Raw genomic sequence first — 22,681 nt, 5'->3', positions numbered from 1 at the left:
GTTTCTTCCTCGTCGGGGGCATGACGGTGAAGGATATTGCCATGCGTGACCTGGCTTCGGGTGTCGAGATTCAGGCGATGGTGCAGGCCCGCGTCGACGCGGACGAGGTGATACAGGCGGCGAGCGACCGCAAGATCATCATCCCCATGCCCAAGCCGACCGCGAGCGAGAGCCCGACCGGCTGCAACTGGACGATCCACTATCTTGGCCAGTTTCCGGGCTGCGAAGGGCAGATCGACGATATCGTCAGCATCGTGCAGAACGATGTGAATCTCGCCCCGCCGAGCATGTTGGGCGTGGTGGCCTGAGGCCGGCCGGGACAGCAATCCCTTGACAAAATGGGCCTCTAGCGCCTAGCGCGACGGCGCTTGGGCGGGCGACATGCGCTGCCCTCATATTTTCCGGAACCGCACCACTTATGTCGTTCGCCGATCTCGGCCTTTCCGACGAACTCCTCCGCGCTGTCGAAGAGTCTGGCTATACCGAGCCGACTCCGATCCAGGCGCAGGCGATTCCGCCCGTACTCATGATGAAGGACCTGATCGGCATCGCCCAGACGGGCACCGGCAAGACCGCCAGTTTCGTGCTGCCGATGATCGATATCCTGGCACATGGCCGCACCCGCGCGCGCATGCCGCGTTCGCTGATCCTCGAGCCGACGCGCGAACTCGCCGCGCAGGTCGCCGAGAATTTCGAGAAATACGGCAAATATCACAAGCTCAACATGGCGCTGCTGATCGGCGGCGTGAACATGAGCGATCAGATCGCGGCGCTCGAAAAGGGCGTCGACGTGCTGATCGCGACCCCGGGCCGGCTGATGGATCTGTTCGGCCGCGGCAAGATCATGCTCAACGGCTGTTCGCTGCTGGTGATCGACGAAGCCGATCGCATGCTCGACATGGGCTTCATCCCGGATATCGAGGAAATCTGCACCAAGCTGCCCGCGCAGCGGCAGACCCTGTTGTTTTCGGCAACGATGCCCGCGCCGATCAAGAAGCTGGCCGACAAGTTCCTGACCAACCCCAAGCAGATCGAGGTTTCGCGTCCGGCGTCGAAGAATCTCGCGATCGAGCAGCGGCTGGTCGAGACGTCGAGCCGCGGCAAGCGCGAGACGCTGCGTGAGCTGCTGCGCGCCGACGACATGACGACCGCGATCATCTTTTCGAACCGCAAGACGATGGTGCGCGAACTGGCCAAAAGCCTGGAGCAGAGCGGCTTCAAGGCGGGCCAGATCCATGGCGACATGGAGCAGTCCGAACGGCTGCGCGAGCTCGATCGCTTCAAGGCGGGCGAGATCAACATCCTGGTCGCGTCCGACGTCGCGGCACGCGGGCTCGACATCAAGGGCGTGAGCCACGTCTTCAACTTCGACGTGCCATGGCATGCCGACGATTATGTCCATCGCATCGGCCGCACCGGTCGTGGCGGCGCGACCGGCAAGGCGTTCACGCTGGTGACGCCGGAGGATGCCGAGGCCGTCGAGGCGATCGAGAAGCTGACCGGCGGTGCGATCGAGCGTGTCGGCAAGGGCGCGCCTGTCGAATCGAGCGATGAACCCGCCGAGGCCGCGCCGCGCCGTGGCGCGCGCAAGCCGCGCGGCGGATCGCGCGAGGAAAAGCCGCGCGCCGAGGCTGTCGAGCCCGCGCGCGAGCCGCGTCCCGCCCGCGAACCCCGTCAGGATCGCGAGCCCCGCCCGGATCGCGAGCCCCGCGCCGAGCGCGAAGCCCGTCCGGCCCGCGAACCTCGCCCGCCCCGCGAGGCACCCGCGCCGCGCGATTCCCAGCGCGACGATCGTCAGCCACGCCGCGATGCCGATCGCGATGGGCGCCGCCGTCGCGACGAGTTTGCCGACGACGGACCCGACGATGGCTGGAACGGCCCGCTGCCCAGTTTCCTGGAGGTCAGCCTCGGCACGCGGTGAGCGATTAGGAGATATGGGCCAATGATGCTATGACACGGCATCGTCGGTACCATCCTAAGCCACCGACGGCTGAGAGACATAGGCGCTCCCGCTTTTCTGGTCGGAGCGCCCCCATGGACATCAATTATCTTCTTCGTCGCCAGCAGATAGAAACGATGCGCGCGGATGACGCAGCATGTCGTTGTTCGCGCATGGTGCATCAGCAACTCGCCAATCTCTACAGCCAGCGAATCGACACGTATAGCGGCCGCGCCGCCCGGATCGCCGGCTGATCGCGGATATACCATGAGCAGCACGAGCGATTTTTACCTGGCGCGCGCCGAAGAGTGCGCGCGCGAAGCCGAGCGGGCGCAGCTCGACAATGTGCGCGAACGGCATTTGCGGGCTGAAAAAGCCTGGCGGGCCTTGGCGGAGCAATTGCTGTTCGCCGATCGCCTGCGTCAGGCCCGCGAAGCGGAGCCCAAGACCGCCAGCGTCGGCTGAACAGCGCGACGCCCACCCTTTTCTTCCCTCCAGACCCCAGTGCCTTCGCACCGCGAGAGCACCATTTTTCGATATTCGAAAGGAACGACCACATGATCACCGGAACCGTCAAATTCTTCAACGCAGACAAGGGCTATGGCTTCATTTCGCCCGACGAGGGTGGCGCTGACGCGTTCGTGCACATCTCGGCCGTCGAGCGCGCCGGCATGCACACGCTCGATAAGGACCAGAAGGTCTCGTATGAGCTCGAAACCGGGCGCAACGGCAAGACCTCGGCCGTCAATCTGCAGGCTGCCTAATAAGTGGCGAAGGAGGAACTGCTCGTCCTGGAAGGCCAGATCGACGAGATCCTTCCCGATGGTCGTTTCGGCGTCATGCTCGAAAACGACCATCGGATCATCGCCTATACGGCCGGTAAGATGCGGAAATTCCGCATTCGATCGGTTGTGGGCGATCGGGTCCACGTTGAAATGACGCCCTATGACCTGAGCAAGGGGCGGATCATCTTCCGCGAGCGGACGCCTGGGGTCGGCCCCGGCCCGCGCAACGCCCGGCGGCGTTGATGCGGGACGGCCCGACCATCATCGAGCGCGCGTACGAACTCGCCAGGTCCGGCACATGTGCCGGCCTGGTCGAGATCGAACGCACGCTTTCACGCGAAAACTATCTGAACGTGATGGCGCACATGTCGTCGCCGAGTTTGCGACGCGAACTCGGCCGCTTGTGCCGCACCGCGCTCGCCGACAGCGCGGCGGCCCAGCCCGAGAGCGCCTGAAGCTTGCCCTCTCCCGTGCGCGGGAGGGGGCAAAGCCTCACATTCCCAGCATCACACGCGCTCGACCTCGTCGGCGATAGCGTCGCAGGTCTTGCCGGTTTCGCCGGTCGAGGCGATCTGATCATAGAGTTCGGCCTGCCGGGCGCGTAGCTTTTCACCAAGAGCGTCGAGGTCGACCTTGCCCTTGGCATGGGCTTCCTTGGCGTCCTCGAACAGATCCTCGTCCTCTTCGTCGATATGATGGACGGTTTCCTCGCCCAGCACATGAACCTTGGACGCAAACAGCTCCTCGGTGCCGTCGAGCTGCTCCAGCTCGGCGCAGATGCGCTTGCCCGATTGATGCTCGACGATGCCCTCGTCCACCTCATCGGCGCCGATCACGGGCTTGAGCGCGGGATAGAGGATCTCCTCCTCGATCGTCATGTGCACCGAAAGGCGCATGCACAATTCGCGCGCGATCTGCAGCAGGCGATCGTCGCTGGCATGGTTCGCCTCGTCGAACAGGCTGCGGAAGATGTGATGCTCCTCCTTGAGGACACGCAGGGCTTCCGGATCGTCCTTGGCGATCACATGCTTGCCCTGTTCGTTGCGCGGCGCATATTTACCTGACATCGTCGCACTCCTCTGATCGCCTCGATTTCGGCCAAACAACGAGCCTCGACGGTGGGATGTTCCGAAACGGGAATCCGAAGCGGCAACGCGCCCGCAACTTCCTCCATTTTCGAGCAATCGGGCTGACATGTCCGATTTGGCTGCTATTCTGGAACGAATGCCGAACACCAATGTCAGCATGGATCGGGGGCGATCCGCTGGCTTCGGCGGGGAAAAAGCATGGCCGATTGGGACGATTCACCGACCGTTTTGATCTTTGGTGACAGCGATGCCGGGATCGCCGCCGCCAGGCGCAGCGCGGCCAATGCGGGCGCGCGGGTGGCCGCGGCGATGCCGATCGCGGCGGCGATCGACCGGCTCAATATCCAGGTGACGACCGATCTGGTGGTGGTCGACGTGTCGACCGACCATGGCGACATGCTCGATCGCCTGCTCGACCGGCTCGATGCCGAAGCCGAGATGGGCAATCATGCCAGCGTGGTCACCGTCACCCCCGCGTTGATCGACATCGCCGCGGCGCGGATACGGCAACCTGGCGTGGCGTTGCTCGCGACCCCGGACGCCACCGAACGCGCGCTGGCGGTGGCGGAAATGCTCGGGCGACCGCGCCTCGGACTGCACGACATCAAGTCGGACGGCGGCCAGGCGCGGCTCCAGAAACTGAGCGAGGAGGTGGGCCGCATCGCACGCACCCTCGCGCGCTTGTCGGACGAGGTGCAGCCGGCGCCCGCGATGCGCGAGCGCGCCTCACCGCCACCCCTGCCGCCTGCGGATGCCGCCGCGATGACCGAAGCGAGCGATGCGTCGACGATCCGCGCGATGATCCGTGCGCGCCGCCTGCGCGACCAATATTTCGGCAATGAACTGTTCGCCGATCCGGCGTGGGACATGCTGCTCGATCTCACCGCCTCGCGGATCGAACAGCGGCCGGTCGCGGTATCGAGCCTGTGCATCGCCTCCGCCGTCCCCGCGACGACGGCGCTGCGCTGGATCAAGCAGCTGACCGACACCGGCCTGTTCAAGCGCATCGCCGACCCCCTCGACGGCCGCCGCGTCTTCATCGAACTCACCGACCGCGCGGCGCAGGGAATGCGGGGCTATCTGACGGCGGCGGCGCGGCTGGGGACGGTGGTGGTTTAGGGGAGGGGCTTCCCCACAGCTCGTCATTGCGAGGAGCCGGAGGCGACGTGGCAATCCACTCCGAGCTGCGGAGTGGATTGCTTCGCTCCGCTCGCAATGACGAGACTAGGGAATGAAGCGCTCCCTCTCCCCCACCGTCACCCCGGACTTGATCCGGGGTCCCGCTTCTTCTGTTTCTTCGCCATCAGATGGGCAGCGGAATGTCGGATATGGGGTGGTTAGCGGCCGTTCGGCTTTGAGGTCCACCAAACCGAGATAACGTATCCTGAAGGCGGCCATGCTGAAATTGATACATGGCGTCCAAGGTCGGTCTCGTAAGAAGCTATTCCATTCTTGCTTAGGCGAGCATCGATCTGCGCTATTGATGACGCTGGGCAGTAGCCCCCTACAATCGTCTGAACGGCATACTCCGGCATTTGCGCTCCGCTCTCCATCGCGGGATCACTAGTCTGAAACATGCTGGCTTTCTCGCAGATTGGGAGGCCTGTATCTGCCACAACTTTCCTGACCAGCGATGGATTGTGGTAGTAGCCTCCACAATCGTTGGTGCATCTCTGCGGCTTTGCCTGTGAGCAGCCGTCAATGAGCGGCGCAAGTAACATCAGAGCCCAAGCTGTCTTGCTCATAGGAATGATATTGCACTGGCTGCGAACGACCGCAATTGGGGGCGCTTGCTGACATCGCTCCTGCTTCCTCTCCCGCAAGCGAGAAAAGTCTTCAGAAGGAAGAAGCTGGACCCCGGATCAAGTCCGGGGTGACGATTGGGGGCGGTTCGGTCCTCAATCCGCCTCCCAAAATCACTCGCGCATTATTCATTGGTGGAGGTTCGTGCCCTTCTGCGGCAGCGGTCCACCAATCCTTAGGGAGACGGAGGCACCGCCGGGTGAAGTTGAGGGACTTCGCCATGCAGACTGCCAGCGTTCACACATCGCCTGATCCATTCGCTGTATCTTCGCGGGGTGTTCTCACCGTCGCGGTCGATCGGATGCAGAACCTGATCAAGGTGGTCGGGAAGGGATTCTGGTCGGTCGATTATGTCGCCGCGCATATCCGTGAATTCGAGGCGGTGCTGATCGAGGCGCGGCGCGGCGGGCAGCCGTCACGCACCCTGGTCGACCTGCGCGACGCGCCGGTGCAGGCACCCGAAGTCGCCGCCATGCTCCACAGCGCGATGTGCCGCATGTATCGCCCGCCCGAGCGCGCTGCGATCATCGTCGCCTCCAGCTTGGTCAAGATGCAGATGAAGCGTGGCTTCAACCCGCGGACCCACGGTGTCTTCACGTCGGAGACGGCGGCGGAGCTGTGGCTCAACGCCTATCACCGGGCCTGCTGATCACGCTTTCCCCGTCGATGGACGCATCAATATGCGCGGCCCCGCGCCTTGCCCGGCCAGCCGGTCCTCCGGGTTGCGCAGCGGGCAATCGGTGAGCGAGAGGCAACCGCAGCCGATGCAGCTGTCCACCTCGTCGCGCAGGCGGCGCAGCGTTTCGATCCGCGCGTCGATCAATGCGCGCCACGGTTCGGCCAGGCGGTGCCAGTCCTGCGCGGAAAGCACGCGATCGGTGGGGATCGTGGCGAAGAAATCCTTGATCGTGCGCAACGACAGGCCAACCCGCTGCGACACCTGGATCAGCGCGACATAGCGCAGGACGGGCGCGATCGAGCTGACCGCCGCGATGCTGCTCGTGCCGCTGCGCACCCGCGATCTGGGGCGCGTGCTGGCGGCCCTGGCGATGGCGGGCGCGATCGCGACCCTGCTGGTCGCCGGCGAATGGAGCCACGCCATTGCGCCTGCAACCCTGATCGCCGCCCTCGCGCTCAGCCGCTACCTGGACGAGAAAGCGCGCGAGGCACGTTGGGAAGGGAAGGTGTTTTAAGCCTCTTTTTACAGCGGCGGCGGGGGGCTGGTCGGTGGCGTTCCCCAACCGCGCCGCCATAGGTGTCGATGCCGCCTTCGGTGATGCGTGCCAGCCTGCATCGCATACGGTGCGCGTGGCCGCCCCAGCCGATGAACGTCCAAAAAATCCGTATGTGGATCAATTGTCGCAATAGAGTGTTGTTGTGAACGTTGGCGCGGATCCGTGGATCGGAAGCCGTGATGCTCCGGATCGGCGCGCCATACGTTCAGGGACGACAGCGCGATGCGGGACAGTCACTTTTTCGAAAGTCTTCGCCGGGGGCCGTTCTTCATGACGGCGGACATTTATGTCGATCTGGTCAAGGCGCTGTATTCCAGCGTCATTCCCCTCGTAATCGCAGGGATCGCTTTCGCGCTGATCGGTTTGGATGCGGTCGTCGAAACGCGCGATCGGCTGCTGGGCGCCTTGTGGCTGTGTGGGATTTTCGCGGTCACGATGCGGCTGATGGTCGTCGCGATGTTTCGCAGACGCGCCGAGGGGACGCCGCTAGACCCGGCGGAGGCGGGCCGCGCGGAGCGACGTTATGCGGCTTGCTTCTTTCTCTTCGCGCTGGCGCTGGGCGGGTTTGCGGCGCGCGCCATCCTGATGGGGTCGGCCGATGCGAAGCTGTCGATCGTTGCGCTCGTCTTCGGCTATGGCGCGGGCGTGGCGAGCAGCGTGAACTGCCGCCCGTGGATCGCCATACCCGGCATGATGATAGGAATGCTGCCGATGGCGGTGACGGGCTGCATCGCCAATGCCGGCGCGCATTTCGCGCTAGGCCTGTTCACCGTCGTCTTCATGGGCGCCGCCGTGGAGGCGCATCTGCGCCATTATCGTCAGCTCGCAAAGTCGGTCGCGATGAGCCAGGCGATCGCGCGGTGGGAGGCGAAGGCGCGCCCGCTGATCAGCCTGTGATGCACGCCTAGCCCGCATCCCTCAAATCCGACGCCAGCGGCTGCCGCGCCAGATAGCCGCCGTCGACGCGATAGCATTCGCCGGTGATGTAGCGCGCATCCTCGGAGGCGAGGAAGGCGACCATCGCGGCGATGTCGTCGCCCTCGCCAACGAACGGAAGCGCGATGTGGCGCGCGAACATGTCGATATAGCCGGGCATCATCGCACGCATCCCTTCATCGGCGATCAGGCCGGGGGCGATCGCGTTGCAACGGATGCGCTGATGCCCGTGCTGGGTCGCGACCGACTGGGTGAAGCCCAGGATGCCGGCCTTGGCGGTGGCATAAGCGATCCGCGCGACATCGCCCGCCAGCCCCGCGCACGACGTGGTGTTGATGATCGATCCGCCGCCGCCCGCGATCATGTGCGGGATGGCGTATTTCGCCGCGGCGAAATAGCCGCGCAGGCTCACCGCCATGCTCGCGTCCCACAGTTCGAACGAGGTGTCGATCGCGGTGCCGTCCCCCTTGCTTGGGAAGGCGGCATTGTTGTGGAGGATGTCGAGCCGGCCGAAGCGATCGACCGCCGCGGCGACCATCGCCTCGACCTGCTTCACGTCGGCCATGTCGCAGGCGAGGCCGATCGCGGCGTCGCCGTGCAAATCGGCCACTGCCTGCGCCGCATCCCCGCGCAGATCGACCACCGCCACCTTCGCCCCTTCGCCGATCAGCCGCCTTACCACCGCCGATCCGATCCGCCCCGCCCCCGCCGTGACGATCGCGACCTTATTGTCGAGGCGGTTGGGGCAGGGGTTCATGCGGGCTCTCCTTTATGCGTTTGCGCAGGAGGATAGCCCGGCGGGCGGCGGGGGCAATGCCGCCGCGTTTTATCCTATCAATGCGGAACCGCGCCCAGCTCCACCCCCGTCTTGTCGTGCAATGCGAAGCGATCGACGATGTCGGCGCTGGCGCGGTTATAGCCGATCACTTCGACGATCGCCCCGTCGCGGCGCAGGCGGGCGACGACCTTGTCGAGCGCGCCGACGCCCGAAATGTCCCAGAAGTGAGCGGCGGAGACGTCGATCGTCACGATCGCGGCCCCCTCCGGCTCGAAGGCGCGGGTGAAGCGATCGACCGAGGCGAAGAAGATCTCGCCCGTCACGCGATAGACGATCGGCCCGCCATTGGCGGCGGTCTCGCGCTCCACCGCGAACATGCGCTGCACCTTGCCCGCGAAGAAGATGCCCGACAGCAGCACGCCGGTCAGCACGCCCAGCGACAGATCGCGCGTCGCGACGACGACGATCACCGTCGCCAGCATCACGATCGACGATGTCGGCGGGTGGCGGCGCAGATTGGGGATCGAGTTCCAGCTGAACGTGCCGATCGACACCATGATCATCACCGCGACCAGCGCCGGCATCGGCACGCGCCCGACCCAGGGGCCGAGCACGGCGAGCAGGAACAGCAACACCACGCCCGCGGTAAAGGTCGACAGCCGGCTGCGCCCGCCCGAGGTGACGTTGATCACCGACTGGCCGATCATCGCGCAGCCGCCCATGCCGCCGAACAGCGCCGCGACGATGTTCGCCCCGCCTTGCCCCGCACATTCGACGCGCTTGTCGCTGTCGGTATCGGTCATGTCGTCGACGATCTGCGCGGTCAGCAGGGATTCGAGCAGGCCGACCGCCGCCATCGCCAGCGAATAAGGCAGGATGATGCGCAGCGTATCGAGCGTCAGCGGCACCTGCGGCAGCGCGAAGCCGGGCAGGCCATCGGGCAACTTGCCCATATCGCCGACCGTGTTGACCGGCAGGCCCATGCCGATGCTGATCGCGCTCAATACGAGGATCGCGACAAGCGGGGAGGGGACGGCGGTGGTGAGGCGCGGCAGCGCGTAGATGATCGCGAGGCCCCCCGCGATCATCGCATAAGTGTGCCACGTTACGCCGGTCAGCTGCGGCAGCTGCGCCATGAAGATCAGGATGGCGAGCGCGTTGACGAAGCCGGTGATCACCGATCGCGACACGAACTGCATCACCAGATTGAGCCGCAACAACCCCGCCGCGATCTGGATCAGCCCCATCAGGATGGTCGCCGCGAAGAGATATTCGACGCCATGATCGCGTACCAGCGGACCGACGAGGACGGCGACGGCGGCGGTAGCGGCGGAGATCATGCCCGGACGCCCGCCGATGAAGGCGATCATGATCGCGATCGCGACCGATGCGTAGAGGCCTACGCGCGGATCGACCCCGGCGATGATCGAAAAGCCGATCGCCTCGGGAATGAGCGCGAGCGCGACGACGATGCCGGCCAATATGTCACGGCGGGCGCCATCGGCGGTGCCGAACCACTGGCGGCGATAGGCGGACGACAGGAAGGGCATGGGATTGTCCACATCAAGGCACATGGCGTTTCGGGGCGCTTCGGGAGCGCGGATCGGGAACATGTGTGATGTTGTCCGGCGGATCGGCGGCCGGAATAGCCATCCGGAATTGCACCGGATCCTTGCGAATGTCGTCTCCTTAAACGGGCGCGGGACGGAAAAGCAACCGGCGACCCCCTAATATGCTCGTCGAAACATGATCCTGTCGTGAAACCGGGCATCTGCATTCGGGGGGATGACGATGCGGCTATTGTTCCTGGTGTTGGCTGGCGCGATTGAGATTGCTGCCAATGCAGCCGAACCTTCATCCGGATCGTTCGCAGCGCCCGACCCGCCGATGCCGACGGATTTCACGGTCGATTTTGCCAAGGCCAATGATCCGTGGTCGCTTGATTCGGCCGGATATGCCGAAAGGGCGGCGGCGCTGTTTCGCATCGGCGACCTGACGGGTGCATTGTCGGCATCCGCCAGCGCGACTGCGCTCGCGCCGCGCAATATCGACATGTATCTGCTGCGCGCGAACATCCTGCGGCGGCTGAAGCGCGACGAAGATGCGCTCAAGGAAGCGGCGGCGGCGCAGGCGGCGGCCCCCGATCTCGCCTATGCCCAACTGGCCGCCGCAGCGATCTATTCCAAGTTGGACCGGATTGCCGATGCCGTGAAAGCCTATGATCGCGCCATCGCGATCCGCCCCGATGCGTCGGCCTATCTCAATCGCGCGCTGAAGCGGCCGAAGGCGGACGTTGCGGGACGTACGGCCGATATCGATGCCGTTCTGAAGCTCGATCCCAGCTCGATCAATGGGCTTGAGGCCAAGGCCTTGCTGCAGACCGAACGGAATGATCACGCGGGGGCGGTTGCGACCTGGTCTGTGGTCATGGAGCGTATGCCCGGCTATCTGGTGCCGATCGTCCGGCGCGGGATTTCGCGGATGCGCGCAGGCGACAGCGCCGGCGGCAGGCGGGATTTCGCGCAGGCGCGCGCCCTGGCAACGAGTGCGCCGGCACTGAACGAACTTTGCTGGATGCTGGCCGTGGTCGGCGTGGGACTCGAAACAGCGCTTGCCGCGTGCGACGCTGCGGTCCGCTTAGCTCCCGATCAGGCCTCCTATATCGATAGTCGCGCATTCGTATTGTTGCGGTTGGGGCGGCTGGACGATGCGATTTCCGCCTACGACACCGCATTGGCCATGACGCCGACCAAACCGTCCTCGCTTTATGGGCGTTCGGTTGCCTGGGCCCGCAAGGGCGACGGGGTGCGCGCTGATATCGTTCTGGCGGCGGCGCTCAAGGCCGACCCGGACGTTCGCGATCGTTTTGAAGGCTATGGCATCGCGCGTTGACGATCGGCCACGCATGCCGGCCGGGTGGGTAATTCGGCCGTCGCAGTTCGCATGGCGGCTGCTACTCATGATGCTCCATCGGCAGATCGCCCGCCGCGAAGGCCCACGGATGGCGGCAGATCGAGACGCGAACGGGTTCGCCGGCGCACGCGACCGTGAGCTGCCCGCAGTTGCAGGCGGCGAGGCGCGTCACGCGCTTCTCCGGAACACGACCGTCAGGTTGTTCGCGGGCATCGCGAAGAAGACCATGTGGCGGAAGCCTGCGGCCAAGGCGGCGCTCTCGACTTCGGCCAGATCGCGCAGGCCCCATTCGGGATTGCGCGCGCGCAGATCGGCGTCGAAAGCGATGTTGCTGGGGGCGGTTTCGACGCCCTCGCGGACAAACGGGCCGTAGAGGACGAGCGGAGCGCCGGCGGGAAGCAGCTCGGCGGCGTGGCTGAGCAGGCCCAGGGTCGCGGCCCAGGGGCTGATGTGGATCATGTTGACCGCGACGATCGCGTCGGCGCGGTCGATCGGCCAGCTTTCCGCCGTAGCATCGATATCGAGCGGCGCCAGGATGTTGGGCGTGCCTTCCGCCACGATCCAGTCGGCGATCGAGGCGCGCGCCTCGGGCGAGGGATCGGATGGCTGCCACGTCAGCCCGGCCAGCCCCGCCGCGAAGTGGATGACATGTTCACCGGTGCCGCTGGCGATTTCGACGACCGTGCCCGTCGGCGGCATCACGGCGGTCAAGACCTCGAGGATCGGCGCGCGGTTGCGAAGCGCGGACGGGCTGGTGCGGCGGGCGTCGGTGCTCATGCGCCCTTCATGGCGCAATGGTAAACATGATGCCAAGCCTGACTGCGCACGGCATTTTAGTATGGATCAATTATTGGCGGCGGATGGAATCCGGCACCTATGATCTGCAGGCCACATGCAGCGGCGAGCGCATCGTCGCGACGCTGGCCGGCTTCTTCAGCCAGAGCGAGGTTTCGGCCTATGCCAGCGAGGCCGAACGGCTGATCCGACACGGCTTCGCGCGCCATCGCGGCTATCGCATGCTGATCGACGTTTCGGACTGCGCGATCCAGTCGCAGGACGTGATTGAGGCCTTTGCGCGCCACGTCGCCGCCGTGCCCCGCGCCCGAAGGCTGGCGGTGGTGGCGGGAAGCGCGGTCGCGCGCATGCAGATCAGCCGCGTCCTGAACCGGCCCGGAATTGAACTGTTCGACAGCCTGTCCGATGCGACGGCGTGGCTCGACACCGCCTGACGGGCGAACTGACAGCTGAACTGACGGGCGATCAATCGAACTCGTAGGCGCGTTCGCCGTGGAGGCTGAGGTCGAGGCCGTCATGCTCGGCCTCCGCATCGACGCGCATCGGCAGGAAGAGGCCGGCGACGAAGGCGATGACCCACGTCAGCACCGCCGAGAAGACCGCGACGACCGCTACGGCAAGCGCCTGTACGCCCAGTTGCGACGGGACATCGAGGCCGGCGGGCGAGGTGCCGCCGAGCGCCGGCTGCGCGAGGACAGCCAGCAGCAGCGAACCGAGCATCCCGCCGACACCGTGGACCGCGAATACATCGAGCGAGTCGTCGATCTTCCAGCGATGCTTGACCAGCATCACCGCCACGAAGCAGACGAGCGACCCGGCAACGCCCAGCGCGACCGCCGCGGTGGGCGAGACCCAGCCGGCCGCCGGCGTGATCGTGGCAAGGCCGGCAATCGCGCCGGTGACGAGGCCGATCGAAGTGGGCTTGCCGATCTTCACCTTCTCGATCGCGGCCCAGGTGAGCGCAGCGGCGCTGGCGGCCAGATGCGTGGCGAGCAGCGCGTTGCCCGCCGTGCCGTCCGCCACCAGAGCCGATCCGCCGTTGAAGCCGAACCAGCCGACCCACAGCATCCCGGCGCCGATCATCGTCATCGCCGCGCTGTGCGGCGGGATCAGCGATTGGGGGAAGCCGCGGCGCGGGCCGATCATCATCGCCAGCACCAGCGCCGAAATGCCCGCCGTGGTGTGTACCACAATGCCGCCCGCAAAATCGCGCACGCCCATCGCCGCCAGCCAGCCATTGCCCCAGATCCAGTGCGCGGCGGGCACATAGACCAGCACGATCCACAGCGCCGAAAACAGCATCATCCAGCCGAAGCGTACACGTTCCGGAAAGGCGCCGACGATCAGGGCCGGCGTGATGACCGCGAAGGTCATCTGGTAGAGCGCGAAGATGTTTTCGGGGACGGCAAGGCCGTCGCGCACCGGCGCGAGGTTCGCCAGGCCCATCGCGGAAAGATCGCCGATCCACGCGCCGTCGCCGCGGAAGACGAGGCTGTAGGCGCCGGCATACCAGAGGAGCGATGCGAGCCCCGTCAGCGCGAAACAGTGCATCAGAACCGACAGGAAGTTCTTCGCGCGGACAAGGCCGCCATAGAAAAGCGCGAGGCCCGGCAGCGTCATGAACAGGACGAGCGCGGAGCTGCTGATCAGCAGGGCGGTGTCGGCCTTGTCGACGGTCGCCGCATGGCCTGCGCCGGCCATGACGGCACAGAGGATCGCGCCGATCCGGCTCGTGGTGCGAAACATGGCTGGCATCCCCCCGAACGATATTTTTTGCGGCTGCTAACGGGGGAGAGAAGGGTGTGCAACTCACAATCCTCCCCCGCCAGGGGGAGGTGGCGCCGAAGGCGACGGAGGGGGAGGCTGCGACTCTTATCGAGTTTGCCGTTGCCCTACCCCTCCGTCAGCTGCGCTGACACCTCCCCCTGGCGGGGGAGGATGATTAGGCCGCGAGCCGGGCCAGCATGGGCGCTTCGTCGCGGCGCAACGTAAGGATCTCGACGCCGGTGGCGGTGACGGCCACGCTATGTTCGAACTGCGCCGAAAGCTTGCGATCGTTGGTCACGACCGTCCACCCGTCTTCCTCGACCGAGACCTTGCGGGTGCCCTGGTTCAGCATCGGTTCGATCGTGAAGACCATGCCTTCGCGCAGGCGCAGGCCGGAGCCGGGGCGGCCGAAATGGAGAATCGTCGGTTCTTCGTGCATCTCGCGGCCGATGCCGTGGCCGCAATATTCGCGGACGACCGAATAGCCGTTCTTCTTGGCATGGCGTTCGATCGCCGCGCCGATATCGCCCAGATAGGCGCCGGGGCGGACCTGCGCGATCCCCTTCCACAGCGCCTCCTGCGTCACCTTCACGAGGCGACGGGCGGCGGGGGAGACTTCGCCGACGATGTAGGTCTTGCTCGAATCCGCGATGAAGCCGTTGTTTTCCAGCGTGATATCGAGGTTGATGATGTCGCCGTCGCGGATCAACTGCGCCGCATCGGGCACGCCGTGGCACACGACATGGTTGATCGAGCAGTTGAGCACATATTTGAAGCCATATTGCCCCTTGCTCGCGGGGCGGGCGGCAAGGTCGACGGTGATGAAGCGATCGACCAGATCGTTGACCGCCATCGTCGAGAGGCCGGCCAGATCCTGCCCGTCGAGCATTTCGAACACGCTGGCGAGCAGCTTGCCGGAGATGCGCATCAGCGCGATTTCGTCAGGCGTCTTGACCATCAGGCGGTGATCAACGCGTCCGTGAGATGCACATTCGCGGCGGCCAGTTGCATGCGGACGATCTCGTTGAAGCTCAAGGTCGGATGCGCTTCGGCCAGCATGCCGATCTTCATCCAATATTCGGCCTGCGCGTTGATTGATCGGCACATCACGCTGGATGCGCGGCGGATATCCTCGTGCAGATCCTCGTCGATTTTCACGATGCCCATATGCGTCTCCCGATATATGGACCGTATATGGTTCGTATATCAGGAGGTCAATGTTGCGCGGTCAGGGCCAACCCGTCTCCGTTCGTGTCGAGCGAAGTCGAGACACGTTCACGCGCGCCTGGCCAACGTGTCTCGACTTCGCTCGACACGAACGGGGTGGGGGAGATGAGGGCTTTAGCGCATATCCCTGACGAGCCGCGTCGCGACCGCGAGCCAGGGGGCGTTGTCGACGACCTGCTGGCGCGTGCCGGGGCCGGGGGGCAGGATCTGGAGCCTGGCGCCCTCGCGGCCGATCAGACGGCCGAAGACGAAGCGACCCGCCGGGCGCGGGACCAGCACGTCGCGATTGAGCGTGGCGGCGAAGCCTTCGGGGGCGATGCGATCGCACCACAGGACGTCGCCGTGGCGATAGTCGCCGAAGCTGGCCGACACGGTGATCGCGACGGCGCCCTCCTCCGGATGCGGCGGGGTGATCGTCTGCGGATGGCGCGGGGCGACGGCGCCGTCGGGCGACAGGATCGCGGCGACGGGCAGGTCGGCGCGGTCGGGCAGCTTGACCAGTTCGGCGGCCTCGACCCCCAAAGCCCCTGCGATCCGATTGAGCCAGCCGACGGAGACAGTGCGCGTGCCGGTTTCAAGCCGGCCGATCGTCTGTGCGGTCGTGGGCGGCACGCAGGCATCGGCGACATCTTGCAGCGTCATGCCCTTGGCGCGGCGAACCTCGCGAATGCAGGTGATCATGTCGGGCTCCCGTAAAACCGATTTGGTTATCCTATGTCCTACAGATGCTCCGCGATGGCAAGTGTAAATTCGGTGATTCGGATGATGGAGAGTGCGATGGCGGGGCGGTTGATCGAGGAGCGGCGGCTGGAGCCGGGGATCGGGGCGGTGCGCGGCCCAAAGGATGGTTGCGCGGGCGCGCGGCGGGGTCGGACGGTGATGGTGAATGCGGCGGAATCGCCGCTCGGCTGGCTGTTCGCGCGCGGACTGGTGAGCGAACGGCAATATCTGGCGGGCGAGCGGCTGCGCGCGGATTACGAGATGGCGGGCCTCGGCGCGCGCGTGACGATGCGCTGGGATGCGGGCCCGTCGGGCAGCGGCCGGCGCGGGCCACCGCGCGGCGCCGACGCGACTACGGCGATGATCGACGCCAAACGCCGCTTCGAAGCGGCCGTGGCGGCGGCGGGCGGCGGGCTGAGCGACATCCTATGGCGCGTGGTGTGCGCGGGCGAGGGGATCGAGGCGGCGGAAAAGGCGCTCGGCTGGCCACGGCGCGCGGGCAAGCTGGTGCTGGGGATGGGGCTGGATCGGGTGGGGGATTATTATCGGATTGCGTGAGGGGCGTTCCGTCCCCTCGTCATCCTGGATTGCTTCGCTTCGCTCGCAATGACGAATGGGGTGAACGTCCGGGGGTGGGGCGAGCGAGGGTGGTTGACCCCCTGTCCGCCCATCCCTAAATCGCTTCGCGCGGAGACCACGTTCCCGTGCCCGGCCACGGGCGTTCAAGACCGGGACGGCCCGGCAGCACCGAAAGGGAAGCTGCCATGGCGTGGGTCATGCTCATTATAGCAGGGTTGTTCGAGGTCGTCTGGGCGACGGCGATGAAGCAATCGCAGGGGTTCAGCCGGCTGGTGCCGTCGATCGTGACCTTCGCGGCGATGTTCGTCAGTTTCGGGCTGCTGTCGTGGTCGATGCGGTCGCTGCCACTGGGGACGGCCTATACGGTGTGGACCGGGATCGGCGCGATCGGCGCGTTCATCATCGGGATCGCGGTGCTGGGCGAAGCGGCGTCGGCGATGCGGATCGGTGCGGCCGTGTTGATCGTGTGCGGGCTGGTGATGATGAAACTCGCCGAGGGTTGAGTTCGTCCTCGCGCGGTGGTGCAATGCGCCGCGAAGCGGGAGGGTCGAACATGATCACTGTCTGGGGCGAGGGGCGCGGGTTTCGGGTGGCGTGGATGCTCGAGGAGATGGGGCTGCCCTATCGTCTGCGCGACGTCGACATGCTCAAGGGCGTCGAGAATGATGCCGAGTTCCTGGCGATCAACCCGGCGGGGTTCATCCCGGCGCTGCAGGACGGCGACATGGTGATGGTCGAATCCGTGGCGATCATCGAATATCTGGCCGCGCGATACGGGCCGACGCCGCTGGCATTGGGCCCGGACGATGCGGGCTTCGGCGCCTATCTGCAGTTCCTGCACATGGGCGAAGCGGGGCTGGCCGGGGCGGCCTATATCGCCACCGTCAGCCGGATGCTGGCGCCCGAAGGCGAGAAGGACAATTGGGGCGCGCGGCTGGGGATGGAGATATTCGAAAGCCGGCTGGGGCTGGTGACGCGGCAGCTGGCGCGCGTGCCTTATGTGGCGGGCGATCGCTTCACGGCGGCCGACATCTCGGTGACATACGCGCTGGAGTTCGCGCAGCGGACGGTGGGCTATGCATTGCCCGACGCGGCGCTGGATTATGTGGCGCGGACCACGGCGCGCGATGGCTATGCCCGCGCGATGGATGCGTGCCCGGCGACCAGGGCATGGGTGGCGGGGCTGAAGGCGCAGGCTTGAATCGCGCATCTTTTCGTCATTGCTAGCGCAGCGAAGCAATCCATCCCGGACTGCGGAGTGGATTGCTTCGTCGCCTTAGGCTCCTCGCAATGACGAAACTCTGGAACAAGCGGCGATCATCACCATTTAATGATCCATGTTGGATCATATTCGTGAATTGATGGCGCCGCCGGCAGGGATGGCATTCGATTTTGCCGAGCCGAGGGGCGAGCCGGCACTGGTGCCAGCGGATTCGATATCGTGGGCGATCTTTCGCAACCCGGTGACGCTGTTCGTCGGCGGCGTGGCGGCGGTGGTGCTGGAACTGGCCGAGCCTTCGGTGCGCACGGGGGTGTGGGAGCATAGCTCGTTCCGGCGCGATCCGGTCGGGCGGCTGAAGCGCACGGGGTTTGCGGCGATGATGACGGTCTATGGCCCGCGCAGCGCCGCCGAGGCGATGATCGCGCATGTCGTGGCGATGCACGATCGGGTGCGGGGCGAGACGCCCGATGGCGTGCCGTATCACGCCAATGACGTACGCCTGCTCGATTGGGTGCAGGCGACGGCGTCTTTCGGGTTCATCCACGCTTATTCGGCTTATGCGCGGCCGCTCGACCCGCGCGAAGTGTCGCAAGCCTTTGCCGAAGGAGCGGAGGCGGCGCGGCTTTACGGCGCGACGGGCGCACCGACATCGGCCGAGGATTGGGAGGCGATGCTGGCCGCGACGCTGCCGGCGCTGGAGGAATCGCCGATCCTGCACGAATTTCTGGCGATGATGGGGGAGGCGCCTTTGCTGCCGCGGGCGATGCGGCCGGTGCAGAAGATGCTGGTGCGCGCGGCGGTGGATCTGGTGCCGGTCGAGGTGCGGGCGCGGATCGGACTGGGCGGAGCGCTTCACGGGCTGAGCGCGGTCGATCGCAAGGTGGTGAAGGTGATGGCGTGGGCGGCCGAGCATGCGCCGATGCCGGGCACGCCACCGGCGGAGGCAGCGCGGCGGCTTTCCTGATCCTCCTCCCGACGGCGGGCTGAAAGCGCCCTTTTCCGGACAAAGTCGATTGCTAGGCGCGATCCCGTCCAAGGAGCGCGTATATGGCGGAAGCGAAGAAGTTCGGTTGGGGCAAGTGGGTTGCGGGCGCGGTCGCCGTGGCGGCGGGCGGGGCGGCCTATCTGTACCTGAAGGAACGCCAGGCGAAGGCGCCGCGACACGAATTGCTGGCGAGCGAAGGTGCGTTCGAGCTGCGCCGTTATCCCGCGATGCTGGCGATCGAGACGATCCAGCATGGTTCGCGCGATCGGGCGCTGGGCAATGGCTTTGGCCTGCTCGCCGACTATATGTTCGGCGGCGCGCGCGCGGACAAGGATCAGGATGACGAAATCCCGATCGCGATGCCGATCCTGGCCGAACCGGCGAGCGGCGGCAGCTGGCGCATCCGTTTCCTGTTGCCCGAAGGCATGACCCGCAAGGACGTGCCCGAACCGGGCGAAGGGATCGCGATCGTCGAGATCCCGGCGCGCGACGTGGCGGCGGTGAAGGTGAGCGGCAAGCCCAACGACAAGCTGTTCGCGGACAAGGCGGCGGAGCTGCTGGGCTGGATTTCCGGGCGCGAGCGCGTGGCGGCGGGCGATGTCGAACATGCCTATTACAACTCGCCGCTGAAGCCGGGGACGGTGAAGCAGAACGAGATTCTGGTGGGTTTGAGTCTCTGATTTGCCCTCACCGGGCTCCCATCAAAATGGCATTTTGATGGGTTTCCTACGCCGGGCGGCGCGCATCCGCGCGCCTTGGCTTCGCGCCAATAAGGCGCGGCGGCCGTTCGGCCTTGCGGGCCTGCGGCCCGTTGCAGGACTCCTCTCCGCTTTGTCATTGCGAGCGATTGCCGCGTCGCCTTCGGCTCCTCGCAATGAGGAGTGCTTTCGCAAGTCCTCCCCCGGAGGGGGAGGGGGACCGGCGCAGCCGGTGGAGGGGTATTCTCCGCAAACGAGACCTTCGCTGCCGGCCAATACCTCTCCACCATCCTGCGGATGGTCCCCCTCTCCCTCCGGGAGAGGATTTAGATATTTCACCAAATCGGTAAAATCTCTTGACATCGTGACGCTCATCGGGTAGGTGAGTCGCAAGATCGAAAATTGCGTCGAGGGCCGGGGCGTCTCCAGAAGGGGGCGCTGTCCGGCCCTTGTCGTTTCCGGGAGAGGCGATGTGGGGACCGAAAGCAAACGCGCAAAGTTTCTGGACGTGCTGGGGCACAGCTTGAACGTGTCGGAGGCGTGCCGGGAGTCGGGGTTGAGTTCGACGACGGTGTATCGGCTGCGGCGCAAGGATGCGGCGTTTCGGGATGGGTGGATGGCGGCGCTGGGCGAGGCTTATGCGCGGCTGGAGACCGAATTGCTGGGCCGCGCCTTGTTCGGCGTCGAACGCGCGGTGATCCACGGGGGTGAGATCAAATGCTATGTCCGCGAATATTCGGATCGGCTGGGGCTGGCGATGCTGGCCGCCTATCGCGCGCGGATGAAGGACGGCGGATCGATCGAGACCGAGGACGAGATGCGCGCCGCGATCACCGATGAGGTGAAGGCGATCGCGAAGCGGCTGAAGGGCGACGATGGTCGCGGAGGGCGTGGCGAGCCTGGTGGTGACGGGGGAGGATGCGGCCGTCAGGCTCGTGTCGGCCGAGAGCGGCGGGCAGGGGCTGATGGAGACGATCGCGGCGCACCTGCTGCTCCACGGCAATGGCTATGTCGACGTGGCGGTGGATGCGGGTGGGCGGCCGGGCGAGCTGTTCGCGCTGCGGCCCGAGCGGGTGAGCGTGGAGGCCGATGCGAGCGGGTGGCCGGCGGCATACCTCTATCGCGTGGGGGATAGGGTGGCGCGGTTCGTGCCCGCCGATCGGGCGGCGGTTGGTAACGTTACCTCCGATGCGCGGGATCGCGTGATCCATTTGAAGCGCTTCCATCCGCTCGACGATCATTATGGGCTGGGGTGCCTGGGTGCTGCGGCGGGGGCGGTGGCGATCCACAATGCGGCGACGCGGTGGAACAAGGCGCTGCTCGACAATGCGGCGCGGCCTTCGGGGGCTTTGGTCTATGCGCCGGGGGAGAGCGGGGCGACGCTTTCGGCCGACCAATATGACAAGTTGCGCGCCGAGATGGATGCGAGCTTTGCGGGGGCGGCCAATGCGGGGCGGCCGATGCTGCTGGAAGGTGGCCTCAGCTGGCAGGCGATGAGCCTGACGCCGGCGGACATGGACTTCGTGGGGCTGAAGGCCGCGGCGGCGCGCGAGATCGCGCTGGCCTTCGGCGTGCCGCCGCTGCTGCTGGGCCTACCGGGGGATGCGACCTACGCCAACTATTCGGAGGCGAACCGGGCGCTGTGGCGGCAGACGATCGTGCCGCTGGCGACGAAGATTTTGGACGGGATTGCGGGCGGGCTGGGCGCGTGGTGGCCGGGCATGACGCTGGGCATCGACCTCGATCGGGTACCCGCGCTGGCCGAGGATCGCGAGCGGCTGTGGGCGCAGGTTACGGCGGCGGATTTTCTGACGACGGAAGAGAAACGGGTGATGGTTAGGGTGTGAGTTCCCAACTGGTAAGCCGCTAAGTTCCCATTCCTTTTCTGAACTGTATCCGAGTGCCGTGTATTCGGTGATCGTATAGTTGGTTGATCACCGGATCATCATGGATACCAAACGAACTCAACGCTGAGGCGATGCCATCGCCGGAGTCATCGACGTCATCGTGAGCTGCCCCCTTCTGAGTGGTCCATCGACTATGACAGTCTGGATCGAGGAAGGGACGACGAATGCCTTCGAAGAAGCACAAGCCCGAGGAGATCATCGGGAAGCTGCGTGAAGTGGAGATCATGCTGGGCCAAGGCGGCACGACCGCCGAGGCGTGCCGACGGATCGCGGTCAGCGAGCAGACCTACTATCGCTGGCGCAAGGAGTATGGTGGCCTGAAGACGGATCAGGCACGGCGGATGAAGGACCTGGAGAAAGAGAACCTGCGGCTGCGCCGCGCGATCTCCGACCTGACGCTGGACAAGCTGATCCTGCAGGAGGCGGCACGGGGATGCGCAGCTGCGCGCCTTCGCTTCGGTGGGCGATGCCGAGATCGCGATGTGGGGCGACAGTTTGACCGCGCGCAGCGAATATCCCGGCGGCCGATCGATCCCGCAGCATCTGGCGACGCTGACCGGGCGGCGGGTGATGAACGGCGGCATCGACGGGCAGCAGAGCGGGGCGATCCGCGACCGTTTCCTGAACGACGCCCTGTTCGGCCGCGAGACGATCATCATGGCAGGGCGCAACAACTTTTCGGCGGGCGCCACGGTGCAGGCCGACATCGCGGCGATGGTCGCGGCGCTGACGACAGACCGCTATCTGGTGCTCGCGGTGCCCAATGCGGCGCTGGCGGACGAATATGGCGGGCAGGCCAAATATGATGCGATTGTGGCGCTGAACGCGGCGCTGGCGGCGGCCTATGGCGCGCACTTCGTGAATGCGTGGGCCGCGATGATCGACGCTTATGATCCGGCCGATCCGATGGAGGTGCAGGACTTTGCCAACAAGGTGGTGCCGTGGCGCTTCCGACAGGCGACAATCATGAGCGCGCTGGTGGGGGGCATCGATGCGGGCGCGACGAGCTTTGCGACATCGGGCGTCGGCAGCGGGATCATCCGGCTGGGCCAGGAATATATCAACGTGACGGCGCGCAGCGGCAACAACGTCACCGCCTGCACGCGCGGCTTCGCAGGATCGAGCGCGGTCGCGCACGTCGCGGGCGAGCGGATCGAGCAGCGCGAGGCCATCCATTACAGCGACGCTGGCCGCGCCTTCGTGGCGCAGCAGATCGCGAACCGACGCGCGACGCTCGGCTGGTGATCGGGTAATGCGAATTGACCAGTCGTGCTGCACCGCATTATCGATCACGCATCAAGAGC

General features: G+C 65.7%; 29 protein-coding genes, 2 pseudogenes and 1 other annotated feature. Of the genes and pseudogenes, 21 read left to right on the top strand and 10 right to left on the bottom strand.

Annotated features, from left to right (window positions below; all coding sequences use genetic code 11):
• The first annotated feature begins 41 nt into the window (after window positions 1–41).
• The 7 genes from FYJ91_RS04010 (at window position 42) to FYJ91_RS03985 (ending at window position 3,179) form a co-directional block, all read left to right on the top strand.
• Window positions 42–308 carry a hypothetical protein gene (locus FYJ91_RS04010; RefSeq protein ID WP_149520964.1) on the top strand — a complete coding sequence of 89 codons (267 nt, stop codon included), beginning with the start codon at window positions 42–44 and terminating at the stop codon, window positions 306–308.
• A 110-nt stretch (window positions 309–418) separates the two neighbouring features.
• Complete coding sequence (locus FYJ91_RS04005; protein ID WP_149520963.1) at window positions 419–1,921, top strand: DEAD/DEAH box helicase; 1,503 nt, start codon at window positions 419–421, stop codon at window positions 1,919–1,921.
• Between the two features lie 113 nt (window positions 1,922–2,034).
• The gene (locus FYJ91_RS20505; RefSeq protein WP_181008332.1) at window positions 2,035–2,193 is read left to right on the top strand and encodes a hypothetical protein; all 159 of its coding nucleotides are present in this window, start codon (window positions 2,035–2,037) and stop codon (window positions 2,191–2,193) included.
• 13 nt (window positions 2,194–2,206) lie between these two features.
• A complete protein-coding gene (locus FYJ91_RS04000) occupies window positions 2,207–2,404 on the top strand; it encodes a hypothetical protein (RefSeq protein ID WP_149520962.1) in 198 nt (65 codons plus the stop codon).
• A 92-nt stretch (window positions 2,405–2,496) separates the two neighbouring features.
• Window positions 2,497–2,703, top strand: coding sequence for a cold-shock protein (locus tag FYJ91_RS03995; RefSeq protein ID WP_149520961.1), 207 nt, complete (start codon window positions 2,497–2,499; stop codon window positions 2,701–2,703).
• A 3-nt stretch (window positions 2,704–2,706) separates the two neighbouring features.
• Window positions 2,707–2,967: a translation initiation factor IF-1 gene (gene infA, locus FYJ91_RS03990; RefSeq protein WP_149520960.1), complete on the top strand. Its 261-nt coding sequence runs from the start codon at window positions 2,707–2,709 to the stop codon at window positions 2,965–2,967.
• A complete protein-coding gene (locus FYJ91_RS03985) occupies window positions 2,967–3,179 on the top strand; it encodes a hypothetical protein (protein ID WP_149520959.1) in 213 nt (70 codons plus the stop codon). Before infA ends, FYJ91_RS03985 begins: the two co-directional genes overlap by 1 nt.
• Before the next feature lie 51 nt (window positions 3,180–3,230).
• Here the strand turns inward: FYJ91_RS03985 and FYJ91_RS03980 are convergent, their stop codons facing one another.
• Window positions 3,231–3,791 (bottom strand): hemerythrin domain-containing protein, encoded by a 561-nt coding sequence (locus tag FYJ91_RS03980; RefSeq protein ID WP_149520958.1) that lies wholly within the window; start codon window positions 3,789–3,791, stop codon window positions 3,231–3,233.
• A 219-nt stretch (window positions 3,792–4,010) separates the two neighbouring features.
• On the opposite strand from FYJ91_RS03980, the gene FYJ91_RS03975 reads away from it, so the two are divergent.
• The gene (locus tag FYJ91_RS03975; protein WP_149520957.1) at window positions 4,011–4,931 is read left to right on the top strand and encodes a winged helix DNA-binding protein; all 921 of its coding nucleotides are present in this window, start codon (window positions 4,011–4,013) and stop codon (window positions 4,929–4,931) included.
• Between the two features lie 904 nt (window positions 4,932–5,835).
• Window positions 5,836–6,264 carry a hypothetical protein gene (locus tag FYJ91_RS03970; protein WP_149520956.1) on the top strand — a complete coding sequence of 143 codons (429 nt, stop codon included), beginning with the start codon at window positions 5,836–5,838 and terminating at the stop codon, window positions 6,262–6,264.
• Here the strand turns inward: FYJ91_RS03970 and soxR are convergent, their stop codons facing one another.
• Window positions 6,265–6,630, bottom strand: coding sequence for a redox-sensitive transcriptional activator SoxR (gene soxR, locus FYJ91_RS03965; protein ID WP_181008331.1), 366 nt, complete (start codon window positions 6,628–6,630; stop codon window positions 6,265–6,267). It lies immediately after the preceding gene.
• Here soxR and FYJ91_RS03960 point away from each other — a divergent pair.
• Both FYJ91_RS03960 and FYJ91_RS03955 read left to right on the top strand, forming a co-directional pair.
• Window positions 6,608–6,808 carry a hypothetical protein gene (locus FYJ91_RS03960; RefSeq protein WP_149520954.1) on the top strand — a complete coding sequence of 67 codons (201 nt, stop codon included), beginning with the start codon at window positions 6,608–6,610 and terminating at the stop codon, window positions 6,806–6,808. The two genes, soxR and FYJ91_RS03960, sit on opposite strands and share 23 nt — an antisense overlap.
• A 312-nt stretch (window positions 6,809–7,120) precedes the next feature.
• A complete protein-coding gene (locus FYJ91_RS03955) occupies window positions 7,121–7,747 on the top strand; it encodes a hypothetical protein (protein WP_149520953.1) in 627 nt (208 codons plus the stop codon).
• 7 nt (window positions 7,748–7,754) lie between these two features.
• On the opposite strand, the gene FYJ91_RS03950 is transcribed toward FYJ91_RS03955, so the two are convergent.
• Window positions 7,755–8,543, bottom strand: a complete 789-nt coding sequence (locus FYJ91_RS03950) for an SDR family NAD(P)-dependent oxidoreductase (protein WP_149520952.1) — start codon at window positions 8,541–8,543, stop codon at window positions 7,755–7,757.
• 77 nt (window positions 8,544–8,620) lie between these two features.
• Complete coding sequence (locus tag FYJ91_RS03945; RefSeq protein WP_149520951.1) at window positions 8,621–10,114, bottom strand: SulP family inorganic anion transporter; 1,494 nt, start codon at window positions 10,112–10,114, stop codon at window positions 8,621–8,623.
• Window positions 10,115–10,183: 69 nt separating this feature from the next.
• Window positions 10,184–10,239 (bottom strand) — a sequence feature (sul1 is cis-regulatory element that is thought to sense ions involved in sulfur or methionine metabolism; They are found in Alphaproteobacteria).
• A 116-nt stretch (window positions 10,240–10,355) separates the two neighbouring features.
• Here FYJ91_RS03945 and FYJ91_RS03940 point away from each other — a divergent pair.
• Window positions 10,356–11,456: a tetratricopeptide repeat protein gene (locus FYJ91_RS03940; protein ID WP_181008330.1), complete on the top strand. Its 1,101-nt coding sequence runs from the start codon at window positions 10,356–10,358 to the stop codon at window positions 11,454–11,456.
• Between the two features lie 61 nt (window positions 11,457–11,517).
• Here FYJ91_RS03940 and FYJ91_RS20975 read toward each other — a convergent pair whose 3' ends face one another.
• Complete coding sequence (locus FYJ91_RS20975) at window positions 11,518–11,649, bottom strand: hypothetical protein (protein ID WP_281290567.1); 132 nt, start codon at window positions 11,647–11,649, stop codon at window positions 11,518–11,520.
• Window positions 11,646–12,254, bottom strand: a complete 609-nt coding sequence (locus FYJ91_RS03935) for a DUF938 domain-containing protein (protein ID WP_149520949.1) — start codon at window positions 12,252–12,254, stop codon at window positions 11,646–11,648. Before FYJ91_RS03935 ends, FYJ91_RS20975 begins: the two co-directional genes overlap by 4 nt.
• A gap of 26 nt (window positions 12,255–12,280) precedes the next feature.
• On the opposite strand from FYJ91_RS03935, the gene FYJ91_RS03930 reads away from it, so the two are divergent.
• Window positions 12,281–12,706: an STAS/SEC14 domain-containing protein gene (locus FYJ91_RS03930; protein WP_149520948.1), complete on the top strand. Its 426-nt coding sequence runs from the start codon at window positions 12,281–12,283 to the stop codon at window positions 12,704–12,706.
• Window positions 12,707–12,737: 31 nt separating this feature from the next.
• Here FYJ91_RS03930 and FYJ91_RS03925 read toward each other — a convergent pair whose 3' ends face one another.
• From FYJ91_RS03925 to FYJ91_RS03910, 4 genes are all read right to left on the bottom strand, one after another.
• Window positions 12,738–14,018 carry an ammonium transporter gene (locus tag FYJ91_RS03925; RefSeq protein WP_149520947.1) on the bottom strand — a complete coding sequence of 427 codons (1,281 nt, stop codon included), beginning with the start codon at window positions 14,016–14,018 and terminating at the stop codon, window positions 12,738–12,740.
• A gap of 196 nt (window positions 14,019–14,214) precedes the next feature.
• Entirely contained in the window at window positions 14,215–14,997 is a 783-nt protein-coding gene (gene map, locus FYJ91_RS03920) for a type I methionyl aminopeptidase (RefSeq protein ID WP_149520946.1), read from the bottom strand.
• Complete coding sequence (locus tag FYJ91_RS03915) at window positions 14,997–15,206, bottom strand: ParD-like family protein (protein ID WP_149520945.1); 210 nt, start codon at window positions 15,204–15,206, stop codon at window positions 14,997–14,999. The genes map and FYJ91_RS03915 overlap by 1 nt, the downstream gene beginning before the upstream one ends.
• 174 nt (window positions 15,207–15,380) lie before the next feature.
• On the bottom strand, window positions 15,381–15,947 hold the full coding sequence (locus FYJ91_RS03910) for a helix-turn-helix domain-containing protein (RefSeq protein ID WP_149520944.1): 567 nt from the start codon (window positions 15,945–15,947) through the stop codon (window positions 15,381–15,383).
• A gap of 96 nt (window positions 15,948–16,043) precedes the next feature.
• On the opposite strand from FYJ91_RS03910, the gene FYJ91_RS03905 reads away from it, so the two are divergent.
• The 8 genes and pseudogenes from FYJ91_RS03905 to FYJ91_RS03870 all read left to right on the top strand — a co-directional run bounded on the left by FYJ91_RS03905 (window position 16,044) and on the right by FYJ91_RS03870 (window position 22,622).
• Window positions 16,044–16,544, top strand: a complete 501-nt coding sequence (locus FYJ91_RS03905; protein WP_219822552.1) for a DUF6456 domain-containing protein — start codon at window positions 16,044–16,046, stop codon at window positions 16,542–16,544.
• A 206-nt stretch (window positions 16,545–16,750) separates the two neighbouring features.
• The gene (sugE, locus tag FYJ91_RS03900; RefSeq protein WP_149520943.1) at window positions 16,751–17,068 is read left to right on the top strand and encodes a quaternary ammonium compound efflux SMR transporter SugE; all 318 of its coding nucleotides are present in this window, start codon (window positions 16,751–16,753) and stop codon (window positions 17,066–17,068) included.
• A gap of 50 nt (window positions 17,069–17,118) precedes the next feature.
• Complete coding sequence (locus FYJ91_RS03895) at window positions 17,119–17,766, top strand: glutathione S-transferase family protein (protein ID WP_149520942.1); 648 nt, start codon at window positions 17,119–17,121, stop codon at window positions 17,764–17,766.
• Between the two features lie 178 nt (window positions 17,767–17,944).
• Complete coding sequence (locus FYJ91_RS03890; protein WP_219822551.1) at window positions 17,945–18,751, top strand: oxygenase MpaB family protein; 807 nt, start codon at window positions 17,945–17,947, stop codon at window positions 18,749–18,751.
• 83 nt (window positions 18,752–18,834) lie between these two features.
• Entirely contained in the window at window positions 18,835–19,452 is a 618-nt protein-coding gene (locus FYJ91_RS03885) for an SOUL family heme-binding protein (RefSeq protein ID WP_149520940.1), read from the top strand.
• Window positions 19,453–20,345: 893 nt separating this feature from the next.
• Window positions 20,346–21,317: pseudogene (locus tag FYJ91_RS03880) on the top strand (phage portal protein); the annotation flags it as partial.
• Window positions 21,318–21,541: 224 nt separating this feature from the next.
• A pseudogene (locus FYJ91_RS03875) lies at window positions 21,542–21,811 on the top strand (transposase); the annotation flags it as partial.
• Between the two features lie 25 nt (window positions 21,812–21,836).
• Complete coding sequence (locus FYJ91_RS03870; protein WP_149520938.1) at window positions 21,837–22,622, top strand: GDSL-type esterase/lipase family protein; 786 nt, start codon at window positions 21,837–21,839, stop codon at window positions 22,620–22,622.
• Window positions 22,623–22,681 lie beyond the last annotated feature (59 nt).

This window comes from Sphingomonas montanisoli (assembly GCF_008274695.1).
GTDB lineage: Bacteria > Pseudomonadota > Alphaproteobacteria > Sphingomonadales > Sphingomonadaceae > Rhizorhabdus > Rhizorhabdus montanisoli.
Note: the sequence above shows the minus strand (reverse complement) of the source record. Positions and strands in the feature narration are given on the sequence as shown.